The organism is Cellulophaga sp. RHA19, assembly GCF_002813425.1.
Lineage (GTDB): Bacteria > Bacteroidota > Bacteroidia > Flavobacteriales > Flavobacteriaceae > Cellulophaga.
Map to the genome: position 1 here is coordinate 2,584,876 of NZ_PHUL01000001.1, position 15,946 is coordinate 2,600,821.

The following is a 15,946-nucleotide window of genomic DNA, read 5'->3' on the forward strand; positions in this document are numbered from 1 at the left end:
TTATGCTACTAATTTGTTTATCATTCCGTTAAAAATAAATATATGAAAAGGTAAAACACTGTACCAGTATAATCTACCTCCCAAACCTCTTGGTCTAAAGGTGGCTGTTTGTTTAAGTACATTATCTTCAATTTTAAACTCTAGCCAAGCTTCTCCAGGTAATTTCATTTCTGCATATAATAACAATTTTTGTTGTTCTTTATCAGCATAAATAACACGCCAAAAATCTAAAGCATCACCTGCACTTAAATCTGTAGTGCTAGTTCTTCCTCTACGCAAGCCTATACCACCAAATAACTTATCTAAATAACCTCTAAATTTCCAAAGAATAGTGCCGTAATACCATCCTGTAGATCCTCCTATAGCCCAAATTTTATTAATAGTCTTATTTTTATCTGTAACCTTACGCTCTTTATAATCTGTAAAACAACCGTATTTAGGCACATTTACATATTTATGTAAGTTACCTTTAAGTCTACCACTACTAACAAGAGAATCTTTCCAGCTAGATACTATACTATTTTGTTCTATTTTTTCAAAAGCCAATTCTACTGCCTCTTTGTAGCTAATTGGTTCTATGTTTAAAATTGAATTAATATCACTTGGTTTACCTATAATTTCTACTCCCATACTCTTTACTAGGGTAGAGGCTAGTTTGTATGATGTTGATGTTACAAAATACAACCAGTATGATGATAATTTAGGTGTCATTACAGGCACGGTAATAATGCTTCTTTTTAAGCCTCTTACTGCTGCAAATTGTAATAACATTTGTTTATATGTAAGTACATTTGGTCCAAAAATATCTATTCCTTTGTTGTAAATTTCTTTTTTTAATATGGCTTTAGATAAAAATAATAACACATCTCTTACTGCTAACGGTTGTGTTTTAGTATCTAACCATTTAGGAGCAATCATTACAGGTAATTTTTCTACTAAATCTCTAATAATTTCAAAAGAAGAACTACCAGAACCTACAATAATACCAGCTCTAAAGGTTGTTAATGCATATTTTTTAGAAGCTAAAGTTTCTTCAACCAATTTTCTTGAAGATAAATGCATAGACAATTTAGGGTCATTTGTTATTCCGCTTAAATATATTACTTGTTGCGTATTTGTACCTTCAATATACTTTTTAAAATTTATGGCGCATTGCTCCTCTAAAGATTTAAAATTATTTGAGGAATTAGACATAGAGTGTATTAAATAATAAGCAATGTCTATATCTTTAGGAATATTAGAAAGCGTATTTTCTTGTAAAAAATCTGCTTCTACAACAGTAATTAGGGGCTCGTTTTTATACCATTCTTCTGCACGTAACTTGTCTCTAACAGCGCATACAACATTATGCCCTTCTTCTATTAAAAGGGGCACTAGTCTTTTGCCTATGTAGCCTGTTGTACCTGTTACTAGTATTTTCATTTATTTATTTTGGTCTTTGGTATGTAAATCTTTTGTTTGTTTTAGGAACCGCATAGGCGTCTAGGCCATTAATTGCAGCTACTTTCCCTTTTGTTAAATCTATTAATCCATCTTTTTGTAAAAGGTCTTCATTAACATATAAATTCATTATTTCACCAATAACCAAAATAGTATTGTTAGCAGCTATAGGCATTTCTTCTATAAACTTGAGTTCTAATTGTACTGGAGCACCTTTTAAAAATGGAGCAATACAATTGTCTTTATACTCTGGTACTAATTTAGTCTTTGTAAATTCTGATACCTCTTCTGGATATTTGGCAGAAGTGTGGTGAGCATCTTCTAAAATATCCTGATGTATATGATTAATGGTGTATATTTTTGTTTCCTTAATATTTTTATAAGTATGTCTAGGTACAGTAGTTGGTCTACAAATAAAGCCTAATAAAGCAGGGTTAGAACCTAAATGAATAACAGAGCTAAATACTGCAATATTTTCTTGTCCGTTAACAGACTTAGTACCAATTAAATTGGCAGACTTATAGCCCGAGGCACTATTTATCAAATTAATTTTAAATAAATGCTCTAGCTCTTTTATATTGTCATTAGTATATTTTATCATTTACTTAAAGAGATAGATAATTATTGATTTTAATGTTTTTTGATTTTAAATCGAACATTAAATTATACAGTCCAAAAAATGTTCTGTTAATGTAAATAAAGTGCTTAGAACCTCTGTTTCCGTTCATTTTACGTAGTTCTGTACTTTTACTATATTTTTCTCCTAATTCTGCAATTTGATTAAAGAAAACTGGGTCAGAAAAATCAAACGTATCATTATGAAAAGGTTTTGTAAACAGGCTTAACATCTCATAAAAAAGATCAGAAAAGAAGGCAATTTCTTCTTTAGAGTCATCTTCTTTTAAAATTTCTAATTCGTGCATTTTCTGAGAAAATAATACAGGATTATTAATAACCTCTGGTTTAGCCAACTCAAAATAGGGTACGTAAAAGTTTGTAGGCACTTCTTTAATACATCCAAAATCTAAAGCAATTAGCTCAATCTCTTTAGAAATTAAAAAATTGCCAGGATGAGGATCTGCGTGTACTTTACGTAACACGTGCATTTGGTACATATAAAAATCCCATAATGCTTGCCCTATTTTATCTGCTTTTTCTTGGTCTGTATTATGGGCTGTAAACTCGCTCAAATGCTCACCAACCATCCAATCCATAGAAATAATACGTTCCGATGAAAATTGCTCATAATACTGCGGAAACTTTAAGTTTGGTATGTGTTCGCAAGCTTTTGCCATTTCCTTGCTTTGCTTTATTTCTAGCAAGTAATTGGTCTCTTCTATTAGTTTGTTTTCTACTTCAGCAAAATACTTATCAGAGTCTTTACCCTTTATATTAAACATTTTAATAGCTATAGGTTTTACCATAGCTAAATCTGTAGAAATGCTATCTGCTACACCAGGATACTGAATTTTAACCGCTAATTTTTTACCATTAGCTTCAGCATAATGTACTTGTCCAATACTAGCTGCATTTACAGAGTTAACATTAAAAGTGTCAAATATTTCATTTGGTGTTTTACCAAAGTATTTTTTAAATGTTTTTTGTACTAAAGGAGCAGACAAAGGGGGAACAGAAAACTGAGCTAAAGAAAATTTTTCTACATATGCCTGTGGCAATATGCTTTTTTCCATACTTAGCATCTGTGCTACTTTTAGCGCACTACCTTTTAATTGCTTTAGACTATCGTAAATATCCTCAGCATTGTTCTTATTTAGGCGTTCTTTTGCTTCTATTTCTGTTTTAGTTAGCTTATCACCATAATATTTAAGGTAATTAACACCAACTTTAGCACCAGTAGTAACTAATTTGCTGGCACGTTGTATTTTAGATGTAGGTATTTTGTCTATAGTTTTCATAGGCTACAAGTTCATATTAATTTTTTCTTTATAAATAAACTTTCCTAGATCTATAATGCTTTGTAAGGGTTTGGTATCTAGTAGGTCAAACGTAGTGTTAACGCTTTTTTCGATAAAAATATCTGTTTTTTCAAAAGATGAAGAAGTATCATCTAACCAAAATTTAATTGTAATTAACAACTGTATCCAAGCAGATTCTTTTAATGTTTTTTGCTGAATTTTCTCTAATTTTTCCTGCTTTAAATCAATTGTATCTATATCTAAACCAGTAATATAGTCGCTAAAACTATTTTTAAGATTAGACAACATACTTACAGATTTTAATTTGTTTTTGTGTTTATTTAAAGCATAAACTACATAACTTCTATTAGCAGTTAGCATTTCAAAAAAGGTATAATAAAAACTTAGAAGTTTAGTTCTACTGTCAAACTCGCTATAAGCTTGGTCTGTTTCTAAAGCTTTGATAGTATGATTATAAAAAGCGTTAAATATGTGTTTTTCTAAGGTATCAAAGGAATTAAAGAAGTTGTAAAAAATGGATTCTTCAAAATTATTAATTTTAGAAAATTTATAGACAGAAGACGGTTGCTTTTCGTTTTCTAGTACAAAATCCATATAAAAACTGATAATATCCTCTGCTGTTACATTCTTTTTCTTTGCCATAATTTCTTTATTTCTAAAACAAAGATACAAAAATGTCTAACTATTTTAGTTAAAGATTAGACAAAAATATAATTATACCTGTTTTACAGGGTTTTATTTACCTAAATGTTAGTGTTTACTTAAATATATATAATGTTTTAATTGTTACCCTTAGCTTTGCATTTTATTAAAAATTAAGTATCTACTAATGAAGATTAAAATAATACTCATATATGTGTCTGCCTTAACTGCAGGTCTAATTTTTGGACAGTTTAGTAGCTCGTTGGTAGGGGTTTTGCCAGAGGCTGTATCAGAATCTTCCGGATTAATACTATACAATGATTTATTAATTACACACAACGATTCTGGTAACACACCAACTTTATATTTTTTGAATAAAAACAGTTTTAAGGTTGAAAAAAAAGTAGAGGTAATAAACGCAAAGAATATAGACTGGGAAGACATTACACAAGATAAAGACTATGTATATGTTGGCGATTTTGGAAATTATTGGGGAGATAGAGAAGATCTTGTTATTTATAGAATAGCTAAAAAAGACCTAAAGTCATTAGATAAGGTTACTGCAGAAAAAATTTACTTTAACTATTCTGATAAAACAAGTAATACACGAAAAAGTAGAAGTAATTATGATGCGGAATCTCTTTTTTACAAAGGAGGGGAGCTGTATATTTTAACAAAGCAATGGAGGTCTAAAGGTACTGTTGCTTATAAAATACCTGCAAAACCAGGCAAACACATAGCATCTAAAGTAGGGAAATATAATACAAACGGTATGGTAACAGGAGCAACATATAACAATAGTAATAACAAGATTGTTTTAGTTGGTTACAATATGTTTATGTTGCCATTTGTAATAGAAATAGAAAATAGTACAGCATCTAATTTATTTGCAGGTACAGTTAAAAAAACACCATTAGAAATAGGTTTTGCTCAAATAGAAGGAATTACAAAGTTTAATGATGATACATATTATTTATCTTCAGAATCTTTTACAAAACTAGGGGCTAATGCAAGTATTTATAAGCTAAAATAGCTTAAACAGTATTTTTTCATCTAATTTGAGCTCTTAAAATTTAAGATTTTGTTAACATTTAAAGGAGTGTGTGTACCTTAATTTTGAGGAAACTTAATAAACTACAAACAAAATGAAAAAAATTGCATTAGTATTAATTGCAGTGTTTGCTTTAACAGGAGTACAAGCACAGATTGAAACACCACAGCCAAGTCCGTTTACTAAAATGGAACAAAAAGTAGGTTTAACAGATGTTACTTTAGAGTATTCTAGACCATCTGCAAGAGGTAGAGAAGTTTTTGGTAATCTAGTACCTTTTTCTAAATTATGGAGAACGGGAGCTAATAAAAATACTGTTATTACATTTAGTAATAATGTAACTATTGGCGGTAAAGAAGTAAAAGCTGGTTCTTACGCTATATTTACTAAGCCAGGAGAAACTTCTTGGGAAGTAATATTTTACGCAGATACAAATAACTGGGGAACACCAAGAGAGTGGGACCAGTCTAAAGTTGCTGCTACAATTAAAGCAGATGTTGTAAAAATGCCAATGAAAATAGAAACTTTTACAATGACTTTTGACGATTTAACTTCTGGTTCTGCTGTATTGGGTATTTTATGGGAAGATGTATATGTAGGTGCTAAATTTGAAGTTCCTACAGATAAAACTGTTTCTGCTGCTATTGCAAAAACTATGAATGGTCCTAGCGCACAAGATTATTATGCAGCTGCTGTATATTACAAAGAATCTGGTAAAGATATTAACCAAGCAAAAACTTGGATGGAAAAAGCTATGAGTATGATGGAGAAACCTGCATTTTACCAATTAAGACAATTATCTTTAATTTACGCTAAAGCAGGAGATAAGAAAAAAGCTATTGAGACAGCTAAAAAATCTTTAGTTGGTTCTAAAGCGGCTGGTAACGCAGACTACGTTAAAATGAATGAAGATTCTTTAAAAGAGTGGGGAGCAAAATAAGCTCTGTTTTTAAAATAGTAAAAGCCCGTAAAACAATTGTTTTACGGGCTTTTTTTATATCGTCTAGTTGTTTGTTATATTTTCATTTCATTTTCGGTTTTCATCATTCTGTCAAAACCTTCTAAAAGCATAGCAATAGATACAACTAAAGCACAGCCAAAAGCATTTAACCATAGGTAAGACATCCAGTCTAACCACCAGCCAATAATTACTATTACTTGAGTTATAATTGCAGCAACAAATACAGCATTACCCTTAACATATTTAAAAAAGAATGCCAGTAAAAATATTCCTAATACATTACCGTAAAATATAGATCCTATAATGTTTACTAGTTGTATTAAATTATCAAACAAGCTAGCAACACAGGCAATTAAAATGGCTATAATACCCCAAATTAAAGTAAGTACTTTTGAAGCTTTAACATAGTGTTCTTCTGTTTGTCCTTGTTTAATACTTCTTTTATAAATATCTAAGGCGCTTATGGTGCCTAAAGCATTTAATTCTGATGCAGTAGAAGACATAGCAGCAGATAATATTACCGCTAACAAAAGACCAATAATACCTTGTGGTAGGTAGTTTAGTATAAAATGAATAAATACATAATCTGTATCATTGGTTTCTACAGAGGCATCTGCTTGTGTAATTAATGTTTTTGCGGCATCTCTACCTAGTTTTTCTTTAGCATTTAAAGCAATAATTTTGTTTTTAGCATTAGTTTGCGCTGCTGTATTGTTATTGTCTAATGCTTCAGATAATTTGTTTTGTATAATTACTCTTTGTTCTGCAATTACCTTATGTTCTTTTTCTAATAGTTTGTAATCTTCTGCGTAAACAGAATTTTCTACTTTAGAAGTAGCTGCAGGATTAAAGTTTAGAGGTGATGAGTTGTATTGATAAAAAACAAAAACCATTACACCTACCAATAAAATAAAGAATTGCATTGGTATTTTTAAAATACCATTAAAAATTAAGCCAAGTTGACTCTCTCTTACAGATTTACCAGACAAGTAACGCTGTACCTGACTTTGGTCTGTACCAAAGTAAGACATAAACAAGAAAAATCCGCCTGTTAGCCCGCTCCAAACAGTATATCTACTTTGAGTGTCTAAACTAAAATCTAAAATATTTAATTTATCACTTGCACTAGCAACTTTTAAGGCTTTGCTAAACGTAATATCATCTGGTAGGTAATCTAAAATAAAGTAAAATGCAACAAACATTCCCAGCATTATTATAAACATTTGTTGTTTTTGGGTAACACTTACTGCTTTTGTACCACCAGAAACAGTGTATATAATTACCAAAATACCAATTAAAATATTTAATATTCTTAAATCCCAACCAAGTACAGCAGATAATATTATAGACGGAGCATAAATGGTAATACCAGCGGCCAAACCACGCTGAATTAAAAATAAAAATGCTGCTAACGTTCTAGTTTTAACATCAAACCTGTTTTCTAGAAACTCATAAGCTGTATAAACTTTTAATTTGTGGTATAATGGTACAAATACCATACATATAACCACCATAGCTAAAGGCAAACCAAAGTAAAACTGAACAAAGCCCATACCGTCGTGGTATGCTTGTCCTGGTGTAGATAAAAATGTAATTGCACTGGCTTGTGTAGCCATTACAGAGAGTCCAATTGTCCACCATTTTGACTGGTTTCCTCCTAAAACGTAATCGTTTACATTTTTACTTCCTTTTGTTTTATATACCCCAAAGCCAACAATAAATAATAATGTTCCTATAAGTAAGTACCAATCTATACTAGCCATATTAATTGTAAGTTTTCATTATAATAAAAAATACAATCGCATACATTAAATTTAAAAGTAAGACCCAAGAATATTCCTTTTTCCAAACAAATTTATCTTCCATAGTGTCTTAGTTGTTTTTAGGTAATGATAATAAGTTAGCAAACAGTTTGTAAGCACCAGGAACACCGGCAGGTAACTCTCTAAAAAAGCTTATGCCTGTATATACGTAGTTTCCTTTGCCATAAGGAGCAATTAAAAGACTACCTTTTTTAGCATCTTCTCCTTTATCTGCCATAGATAAAATAGGTGTAAACTCTTTTCCCCATTTATTAGGAAAGTATAAGCCGCGTTCTTGTACCCAATTATTAAAGTCAGTAGGTACAATTTTATTAGGAGTATTAACTACAGGATGGTTTTTTGCTAAAATGCTAACCTCTGCAAATTCATTTGTAACCCTATCTCTAGATAGCTCTAGAGAATAAGGAGCAAGGTTATCTAAATCTAAACCTCTACGGCCAGCAGTATTATATTGTATAACTAAGTTGCCTCCGTTTTTTACGTAATCTAATAAAAAATGTTGTTTAAATTTTAATTGATTAACAACATTGTAGGCTCTAATACCAACTACAATAGCATCAAAACCTTTTAAAGATTCTGTAGTAATATTGTCTGGATCTATGGTAGACACATTGTAGCCTATTTGTGTTAAGCTTTCTGGTATTTTGTCGCCAGCACCAGTAATATAACCAATATTTTTTCCTGTTTTTTTAATGTCCAAACGTACCACTTTAGCTTCAGATGGTAGTAAAACAGACTGTGTTGGGATATGGTCATAAGAAATAACAACCAACTCTTTACTAAGTTTTTTACCGTTAATTGTTACAGATGGTGAAATGGTACTCTGTGCTTCAGTGGCAGGAGGAGTAACAGTAAACATAAATGTTTTTGTGTCTCCTCTTTTAGCAATAGTAAAAGGCAGTTTTGCATTATTAACTTTCCACCCTTTAGAAAAGCCTAATTCTAATTCTCCTGTAATATCATCTTTTAAAGCTTTAATAGTAACAGGAATTTGCTTAGCAGATCCGTCAGAGAAAATAAAAACCTTGTCCTTTATGCTAACACTAGCTTCTGGTAAAACCTCAAAAGGTCTGTATAGTTCTCCTTTATCTGGTTTAGAGTAGTGGTAAACTACAGGTTTAGTAATGGTTAATGTATAATTATTAATACTAAGTTTAAAATCAGCATTAAAAGCTCTAGGAGTTTCTGGTTTGCCAATTAATTTTTTATCTGCAACAGTGTACATACCTAATGTACCTTTTTTCATAAGCCAATAAGGACTTGTGTAATTTGTATTTGCAGGTACTGCAATATCTAAAACTAGGTTTTCTTTAGTGTTGTTTTTTAAAGAAATATTAGGAGATAGGCTAGTAGTCGCAACTCTTACAGATTTTAATATAATGTTTGTATTACTTCTATTTAAAGCTTCTATAGATACTTTAAAACTGCCAGATGGTGTACTATTTGTGATGCTTGCATTAGCCTCTAAATATAAACCAGCTACAGCAGAAATCATATTTTCTAGTTCTTTAGACTTAATATTTTTCCAGTGTGTATCTGTAGATTTTTGTAATAACTTATAAGCTTCTATAAGTTCTGGTAAGTGCAAAGAAGGATTTTTAAAATTGAAGTTTTCTTCAACCTTATTTAATATTTTTCCAATAGCAACACCACCATCTATTCTAGACCACGTAGTATTTATGCCTTCAAAAATATCATCACCTTTAGGCATATCACCTTTTAAAAGCTCAATATACTCATCTTGGCTTCCTCTTGTAGATATACGGCCAAAACCTTGACATAAATGCTGACTACTGGCAAGTGATGCAATCTCGTTGTTAGAAACACCTAGCATTGGGTAAAAAACACCAACATCTAACTTCATTAGTTTACTTTTATCTGCTTTGTTAAAAGCTTCCTCACTACCATAAAACCACCAAGAAGTGTTAAGAAACATACGTTTTGGTTGCCAGGTTTCTGTTAGTTTTAGTTGTTCTGGGTATGCTTTTGGGTCGTTAACCAAGTCAAAAGCTTCTACACTTAACATTGCAGAGGCAGTATGGTGACCGTGTGTAGTTCCTGGTGTTCTGTGGTTAAATCTGTTTATAATAACATCTGGCTTGTACTGTCTTATAATTTGTACAACATCTGCTAAAACCTCTTTTTTGTCCCAAATATCTAATGTTTCATCTGGGTGTTTAGAGTAGCCAAAATCGTTTGCTCTAGAAAAAAATTGTTCTCCACCATCTTTGCTACGTGCACCAAGTAATTCTTGTGTACGTAATACACCTAATTGCTCTCTAATTTCTGGTCCAATTAAATTTTGTCCTCCGTCTCCACGGGTTAAAGACAAGTAAGCAGTTTTAGCTTTTACATTATTAGATAAGTAAGATATTAACCTTGTGTTTTCGTCATCTGGATGTGCTGCAATGTATAATGCAGAACCTAAGAAGTTTAACTTTTGTAAAGAATGGTAAATTTCTGCAGATGAACTTTTTTTAGGAGCTTGTGAAAACCCTAAGTTGATGCATAATGCAGAAATTATGCAAGATACCAGTAGTTGGCGCATAAATGTTAATTTTGGTTGATGCTCAAATATAACAAGTTCTACGCTTTAGAATGTCAATTTTAAAGGTTCTTTAACAACGTTTTTAAGCGGGTTATTAACATTTGATGATTTTAAAGAAGAATTGTTAGAACCATTTTTTTCTGTTGATAAAAAATATGGACACCAGAGAAATTAAAACCATTACGCCTAAAAGTATAAAATAACCATATTCCGTATGTAATTCGGGCATATTTTTAAAGTTCATACCGTAAATACCTGCTAAAAAAGTAAGCGGTATAAAAATCACAGAAAATATAGTCAAGGTTTTCATTACCTCGTTTAATCTGTGGTTTTGAATACTAAACATTAAGTTTAAAGAACTCTCTAGTTGACTAAGGTTAAAATCAATTTCATCTCCCATTAAACCAATTTGTTCTTTAATTTCAATAAAATACTTTATGTCAAAGTCAAAACAATCTATATTTTCTAATTGGTTAATAGCATCTTTTATGCTTATAGTCATTCTTTTAATTTGGTTAAGTTGCCTTTTCTTGTTTTCAACTTTAATTGCAAATTCGGGAGTTGGTTTAGTCTCATTTAAGTTATCTAAACCAATATTAGCCTTTGTTAACTTATCATAAGCAATGTAATAATTATCTATAATAGCTTCCATTAGTAAGTAAAACAGGTAATCTGCTCCTTTTTTTCTTATAACACCTAAGTTTTTTTCTATTCGTTCTCTTAAATGTTGAAAATGATCGCCTGCAACCTCTTGTATACTCCAAACGTAAGTTTCACCAACAATAAAAACCATTTGTTCAAATTTTGTTTCACTGCTTTCTGCAGAGTAATAAGGAGATTTTAAGGTTAAAAAGAAACAATCGTCTAGTTCTATTACTTTATTTCTGTGATTGTTGTCTATAACAAGGTTTATTAAAAACTCATCCATATTATTGTTCGCAATTATTTTGCGTACAGCTTGTGAATGCTGAAAACCATAAATGTTTAACCAAGAAATAACCGAAGTATCTTTTGTTATAGATATTTCATTTAATTCTTCTCCTTTTAATAAATGACAACTTTCTTTAGAGTAGGTTATTAAAGATGAATTAGCTTTAAATTCTTCAATATTAAAAGTTTTTTTATCAGAATACGGGTTTACTTTACGTCTGTTTTTTCTTTTCATACAATTACTTTTAAATGTAATCTCCTTCTGTAGTATCGTCGTTATCTTCTTTATTAATAAGTACAACACCTTTTTGTAAAAGTAAATTGTTTGGGTAGGTAAGTAGTTCTCCGTTGTCTTTTTTTAGATAAATATGATAAGCTTTTATGTCTAAAATATCAACTTCCTCAGCAAAATCGCCATCTAATATTTTTATACGATCACCTATTTTAAAAGGGAATGAAAAAAATAAAATTACACCAGCAGTAACATTACTTAAAATAGACCAAGAAGCAAATAGAGCCACACCTAACACAGCAAATACAGATGAAAATATAATGCCTAAATCCTCAAAATTTACCTGCCAAATGTAAACAAGAACTATAAAACTTATTGCCATAATTAATATGGTAACATATCTAATTATAAGCTTTGTGCGTACTTTATTTATGTCGCTAATTCTTCCTATTTTACTAATTGCTTTTGCAGTAACAAAACGCAGTACTATAAAGCCCAAAATACAAATTAAGCTGTTTATTAATTGATTTTGATGTGTGTCTATAAATTCATTCATAATCCTAAGCTATCTCTAAAATGTAAATCTTTATTTCCGTTTTGTTGCCAATAGGCTGTTTGTATTCTTTTATTTAAAGTTGCAGTAGTTGTTAGTGTTTTTTTATTTGACCCAAAACCACTTTTATGTGTTTCTGTAAAACTTTCTATAGTGTGCGGAAAAGCTGTAGAGAACGTTATTGTTAAGTTGCGCTGCAAATCAGGATAATCTAAACTATAAATGGTTACATTATCTTTAGTGGTTTTAGTAACCTTTGCTGCATATGCTTTTAATTTTTTATGAGAAAACCTAATGTATGTAAAAGACGGAATAATTTGTAAATTGCCCGTTGGTAAACTATCTGGGTTAATTCTAATTTTTGCCCAAAGATCGTTCTCTAAAATATTTTTTTCAAGGGTGAAATTTTCATCTCCTTCGCTTTCAAAATAAGAAAAAGAAGAAACCTCAAATTTTTCTTTATTGTTTAGCTGAGAAAATACTTGTCCGCACCATTCTTGTACAGAGTTTGTAATTTTTAATGAAGCAGAATTATCACCAACAGGATAAAAAGTGCTAGACATTACAGAATAGGGGTAAATACCAGTTAAAAATTTCTTGGTACTATTTAATTTTAAAACAGGAATGTTTGTATTACTAGGTAGATCTGCTTTTACCTGTTTTTTAGCGCTAAAAGGCTCTGTTACAAAAACCAAAACAGCAGAACCTTTCCTTAATTCGCCATACCTAGCTTGTTCTAAATTGTATGATGTTATTTCTGCAGTGCCATTATACCAATATTTTTTAAATTGGTTAGATACTGGCTTTGGCTTTTCTTTTTTTATAACTTTTTTAGGAGTAGTAACAGCTATATCTTGGTTGTGTACTTTTTCTTTACAGGCATTAGACATTAATAGCGTAATTGCTATTATACCCAATTCAGCTAATTTTTTCATAACAAATACATTTTAAGTAAAATTACTTAAAATGTTATGCATTAGCTATAGTTAGCAAAGTTTTATAAACTAAATGCGTAGGTAGGCCAACAACGTTAGGGTAGGAGCCAATAATTTCTTCAATGGCAATTAAGCCAATCCACTCTTGTATACCATAAGCTCCAGCTTTATCTAGTGGTTTGTAGTTTTCTACATAATACGTAATTTCATCCAAGCTAAGCTCTTTAAATTTTACTTTTGTAATATGACTTTCTGTAATTTGCTTATTTTTAGATGTAAAACAGACAGATGTAGCTACTTGGTGCCAAGAGTTAGATAGTTTTGTAAGCATAGCAATAGCATCTGCAGTGCTTTTGGGTTTGCCTAGCTGCTCATTATTGTGCCAAACAATAGTATCAGATGTTATTAAAATATCTTTCTCTTGGAGTGATTTTTTAAAAGGTTCTGCTTTTAAAGCAGCTAAATAATCTGTAATTTCTTCAGCTTGTAAATGATTAGGAAAAACCTCTTCAATAGGTCTAACATCAACCTTAAAGTTAATATCTAATTCTTTAAAAAACTGATGCCTTCTTGGGGAACCAGAAGCCAATATAATGTTGTAATCTTTTAATTTTTCAGAAAGCATTTAGTCGTTTTTAGCGCTGTAATTATCATTCCATTTACCTTGTGCTTTTAAAACTTGCTCAATAACATCTCTAGCGCAGCCTTTACCGCCATTTTTTTGAGAAATATACTTGCTTACAGCTTTTATTTCAGGTATAGCATCTTGCGGACAAGTAGGCATACCAACTAATTGCATAGGTGGCACGTCTGGCATATCATCACCCATATATAAAACATTTTTTGGGTCTATATTGTTGGTAGATAAATACTCTTTTATAGGTTCTATTTTTAAGTGAGCGCCTAAATAAATATCCTTTACGCCTAAACCTTTAAATCTAGTGCGTACACCTTCACTAGTGCCACCAGATATTATACAAACATTAAAACCTTTTTGTATAGCAGTTTTAAGGGCGTAACCATCTTTAACATTCATTTTACGTAGTAATTCTCCGTTTTCGGTAATAAGTACATTTCCGTCTGTAAAAACACCGTCTACATCAAAAACAAAAGTGGTAATATTATGTAAGTATTCTTTATAACTTTTTTCCATAAGTGTTGGTAATAGATTTGCTAATAACGCTATATATTTCTTTATGCGTATTGTTTGTTAATTGGGTTAAGTGACGTTGCATTGTACCTATGTCATTACGTTTTGCTGGTCCTGTTTGTGCATCGTAAGGAGATAGTTTGTGTAGCTTTGTAACGGTTTCTTGTATTAAGGGTGATAAAATTGAAAAAGGAACCTTATTTTCTTCACAAATTTCTTGTCCAATTTGGTACATATGATTGCTAAAATTATTGACAAAAACGGCAGCCAAATGTATAGATTTTCTTTGTTCTGATGATATTTTATGCACACTGTTAGAGACACTTTCTGCTAGTTGAAGTAGTAATGTTTCATCAGTTTTGTTTTCTGCTTCAATACAAATAGGAATTTCTTTAAAATTTACAGTAGCTCCTTTGCTAAACGTCTGTAGTGGATAAAAAGATCCTTTTCGGTTTTTATCATTTAAAGCAGCAATAGCAACACTGCCAGAGGTATGCACTACTAATTTATTTTCTAAGACTAATTGTGAAGATATATTGGCAATACTATCATCTGTGGTAGCAATAATATATATATCTGCATTAGGTAAATCATTAATGTCAGTAGTTGTATTTATACTATTTTTTAAAGGGAGTAATGCTGTTTCTGTACGGTTGTATACCATTGCAATAGATACATTTTTTAGCTCACTAAATGCATTATATAAATGTGTGCCAATATTCCCTAATCCTATAATTACTACACTAATCATATTGCAAAAGTACAGTTAATCTGTCAAAAAAAATTATTCTTTACAACCAATTGTTATAGCGTGTGTGTGTCCTGCATTTGTACTTGCAGCTATAGTTATAGCATTATTAGTTTTTAAGGTTGCAAAATTTTCTGTTGTAACGGTAAGCATATGCTCGTGTCCTGTAGCGCCAATTAATGGGTATACTTTTGTGGAGCCACTAATTATGTCTTGCGTAGGAATTTCTAAGGTATGATTGTGATTGCCTGTAATAGTAATTTCAGCTCCATTTTCTATGCAATTTCCTTTTGGCCCCTCTTCTGCATCAGTGCCAGAATTATCATCACTAGAACAACTAAAATTTACAAGAATGGGAAGAGCAATAAGAGCAAAACAAAGAATTTTTTTTAAGGGTGTAATGCTAATCATAATAATACTTTTTTTGTCTTTTATTAATACTTTGTTGCTTAATTTTGTGACTAATGCATTCATAATTATTTGCTAATGTATTAAATAGAATTTGTAATATGAAAAAACTAGAGCTCACAACAAAAGAGAATGTACATACATTAGTCTCTGCATTCTATGATAAAATACGAAAGGATGAAACTTTAGGTCCAATTTTTAACGGTATAATTACAGATTGGGACCATCATTTACAACACCTTACTAATTTTTGGAGCAATCAGTTATTTATAGAGCGGGGTACATACAAAGGTAACCCTATTGCTGTGCATAATAAAGTAGATAATTTTACAGGTAATACCATAAACGAAATGCATTTTGGTATTTGGCTTAATCATTGGTTTGCAACTTTAGATGAACTTTTTGAAGGCGATAATGTAAATATTGCTAAAAACAGGGCTCGTAATATGGGGTCTAACATTCATATTCATATTTTTAATGCTAGACCAAAGACTAGCTAATAAATAGTTAAATATTAGGGTTTCATTAACACATTTATTGTTGTTTTAGGTACAAAAAAACACAAAAAGGGCGTATTTTTGCAAACCA

16 protein-coding genes are annotated in these 15,946 nt (G+C 30.8%); 3 read left to right on the plus strand and 13 right to left on the minus strand.

What is annotated here, in order from left to right; genetic code table 11:
• The 4 genes from AX016_RS11440 to AX016_RS11455 are packed head-to-tail and all read right to left on the minus strand — an operon-like array spanning position 1 to position 4,019.
• Positions 1 to 1,422, minus strand: coding sequence for an SDR family oxidoreductase (locus tag AX016_RS11440; protein ID WP_100895736.1), 1,422 nt, complete (start codon positions 1,420 to 1,422; stop codon positions 1 to 3).
• A gap of 4 nt (positions 1,423 to 1,426) precedes the next feature.
• Positions 1,427 to 2,041, minus strand: coding sequence for a flavin reductase family protein (locus tag AX016_RS11445; RefSeq protein WP_100895737.1), 615 nt, complete (start codon positions 2,039 to 2,041; stop codon positions 1,427 to 1,429).
• A 4-nt stretch (positions 2,042 to 2,045) separates the two neighbouring features.
• The gene (locus tag AX016_RS11450; protein WP_100895738.1) at positions 2,046 to 3,356 is read right to left on the minus strand and encodes an ABC1 kinase family protein; all 1,311 of its coding nucleotides are present in this window, start codon (positions 3,354 to 3,356) and stop codon (positions 2,046 to 2,048) included.
• Between the two features lie 3 nt (positions 3,357 to 3,359).
• A complete protein-coding gene (locus tag AX016_RS11455) occupies positions 3,360 to 4,019 on the minus strand; it encodes a TetR family transcriptional regulator C-terminal domain-containing protein (protein ID WP_100895739.1) in 660 nt (219 codons plus the stop codon).
• A gap of 187 nt (positions 4,020 to 4,206) precedes the next feature.
• On the opposite strand from AX016_RS11455, the gene AX016_RS11460 reads away from it, so the two are divergent.
• Together AX016_RS11460 and AX016_RS11465 are read left to right on the plus strand one after the other, a co-directional pair.
• Complete coding sequence (locus AX016_RS11460; protein ID WP_100895740.1) at positions 4,207 to 5,052, plus strand: secretion protein; 846 nt, start codon at positions 4,207 to 4,209, stop codon at positions 5,050 to 5,052.
• A gap of 112 nt (positions 5,053 to 5,164) precedes the next feature.
• Entirely contained in the window at positions 5,165 to 6,010 is an 846-nt protein-coding gene (locus AX016_RS11465; protein ID WP_100895741.1) for a DUF2911 domain-containing protein, read from the plus strand.
• Between the two features lie 74 nt (positions 6,011 to 6,084).
• Here the strand turns inward: AX016_RS11465 and AX016_RS11470 are convergent, their stop codons facing one another.
• From AX016_RS11470 to AX016_RS11510, 9 genes are all read right to left on the minus strand, one after another.
• On the minus strand, positions 6,085 to 7,794 hold the full coding sequence (locus AX016_RS11470; protein WP_100895742.1) for a sodium:solute symporter: 1,710 nt from the start codon (positions 7,792 to 7,794) through the stop codon (positions 6,085 to 6,087).
• A gap of 109 nt (positions 7,795 to 7,903) precedes the next feature.
• Positions 7,904 to 10,402, minus strand: coding sequence for a PIG-L family deacetylase (locus AX016_RS11475; RefSeq protein WP_100895743.1), 2,499 nt, complete (start codon positions 10,400 to 10,402; stop codon positions 7,904 to 7,906).
• A 124-nt stretch (positions 10,403 to 10,526) separates the two neighbouring features.
• Positions 10,527 to 11,567, minus strand: a complete 1,041-nt coding sequence (locus AX016_RS11480; protein WP_100895744.1) for a magnesium and cobalt transport protein CorA — start codon at positions 11,565 to 11,567, stop codon at positions 10,527 to 10,529.
• Positions 11,568 to 11,577: 10 nt separating this feature from the next.
• Positions 11,578 to 12,120, minus strand: coding sequence for a mechanosensitive ion channel domain-containing protein (locus tag AX016_RS11485; RefSeq protein ID WP_100895745.1), 543 nt, complete (start codon positions 12,118 to 12,120; stop codon positions 11,578 to 11,580).
• The gene (locus AX016_RS11490) at positions 12,117 to 13,052 is read right to left on the minus strand and encodes a septum formation inhibitor Maf (RefSeq protein ID WP_100895746.1); all 936 of its coding nucleotides are present in this window, start codon (positions 13,050 to 13,052) and stop codon (positions 12,117 to 12,119) included. The genes AX016_RS11485 and AX016_RS11490 overlap by 4 nt, the downstream gene beginning before the upstream one ends.
• Before the next feature lie 34 nt (positions 13,053 to 13,086).
• Entirely contained in the window at positions 13,087 to 13,677 is a 591-nt protein-coding gene (locus tag AX016_RS11495) for a Maf-like protein (RefSeq protein WP_100895747.1), read from the minus strand.
• Complete coding sequence (locus AX016_RS11500) at positions 13,678 to 14,205, minus strand: KdsC family phosphatase (protein ID WP_100895748.1); 528 nt, start codon at positions 14,203 to 14,205, stop codon at positions 13,678 to 13,680.
• Positions 14,189 to 14,953, minus strand: coding sequence for a Rossmann-like and DUF2520 domain-containing protein (locus AX016_RS11505; protein ID WP_100895749.1), 765 nt, complete (start codon positions 14,951 to 14,953; stop codon positions 14,189 to 14,191). Before AX016_RS11505 ends, AX016_RS11500 begins: the two co-directional genes overlap by 17 nt.
• A 33-nt stretch (positions 14,954 to 14,986) precedes the next feature.
• The gene (locus tag AX016_RS11510) at positions 14,987 to 15,424 is read right to left on the minus strand and encodes a hypothetical protein (RefSeq protein ID WP_100895750.1); all 438 of its coding nucleotides are present in this window, start codon (positions 15,422 to 15,424) and stop codon (positions 14,987 to 14,989) included.
• A gap of 35 nt (positions 15,425 to 15,459) precedes the next feature.
• Here AX016_RS11510 and AX016_RS11515 point away from each other — a divergent pair, with 35 nt between their 5' ends.
• Positions 15,460 to 15,858 (plus strand): group III truncated hemoglobin, encoded by a 399-nt coding sequence (locus tag AX016_RS11515; protein WP_100895751.1) that lies wholly within the window; start codon positions 15,460 to 15,462, stop codon positions 15,856 to 15,858.
• Positions 15,859 to 15,946 lie beyond the last annotated feature (88 nt).

Excerpts from the sequence above, each read along its gene's own strand:
- AX016_RS11490 (WP_100895746.1), bottom strand. The coding sequence starts at position 13,052 with ATGAAAAAATTAGCTGAATTGGGTATAATAGCAATTACGCTATTAATG.
- AX016_RS11505 (WP_100895749.1), bottom strand. The coding sequence starts at position 14,953 with ATGATTAGTGTAGTAATTATAGGATTAGGGAATATTGGCACACATTTA.
- AX016_RS11460 (WP_100895740.1), top strand. The coding sequence starts at position 4,207 with ATGAAGATTAAAATAATACTCATATATGTGTCTGCCTTAACTGCAGGT.
- AX016_RS11510 (WP_100895750.1), bottom strand. The coding sequence starts at position 15,424 with ATGAATGCATTAGTCACAAAATTAAGCAACAAAGTATTAATAAAAGAC.
- AX016_RS11440 (WP_100895736.1), bottom strand. The coding sequence starts at position 1,422 with ATGAAAATACTAGTAACAGGTACAACAGGCTACATAGGCAAAAGACTA.
- AX016_RS11455 (WP_100895739.1), bottom strand. The coding sequence starts at position 4,019 with ATGGCAAAGAAAAAGAATGTAACAGCAGAGGATATTATCAGTTTTTAT.
- AX016_RS11450 (WP_100895738.1), bottom strand. The coding sequence starts at position 3,356 with ATGAAAACTATAGACAAAATACCTACATCTAAAATACAACGTGCCAGC.
- AX016_RS11495 (WP_100895747.1), bottom strand. The coding sequence starts at position 13,677 with ATGCTTTCTGAAAAATTAAAAGATTACAACATTATATTGGCTTCTGGT.
- AX016_RS11515 (WP_100895751.1), top strand. The coding sequence starts at position 15,460 with ATGAAAAAACTAGAGCTCACAACAAAAGAGAATGTACATACATTAGTC.
- AX016_RS11465 (WP_100895741.1), top strand. The coding sequence starts at position 5,165 with ATGAAAAAAATTGCATTAGTATTAATTGCAGTGTTTGCTTTAACAGGA.
- AX016_RS11480 (WP_100895744.1), bottom strand. The coding sequence starts at position 11,567 with ATGAAAAGAAAAAACAGACGTAAAGTAAACCCGTATTCTGATAAAAAA.
- AX016_RS11445 (WP_100895737.1), bottom strand. The coding sequence starts at position 2,041 with ATGATAAAATATACTAATGACAATATAAAAGAGCTAGAGCATTTATTT.
- AX016_RS11470 (WP_100895742.1), bottom strand. The coding sequence starts at position 7,794 with ATGGCTAGTATAGATTGGTACTTACTTATAGGAACATTATTATTTATT.
- AX016_RS11475 (WP_100895743.1), bottom strand. The coding sequence starts at position 10,402 with ATGCGCCAACTACTGGTATCTTGCATAATTTCTGCATTATGCATCAAC.
- AX016_RS11500 (WP_100895748.1), bottom strand. The coding sequence starts at position 14,205 with ATGGAAAAAAGTTATAAAGAATACTTACATAATATTACCACTTTTGTT.
- AX016_RS11485 (WP_100895745.1), bottom strand. The coding sequence starts at position 12,120 with ATGAATGAATTTATAGACACACATCAAAATCAATTAATAAACAGCTTA.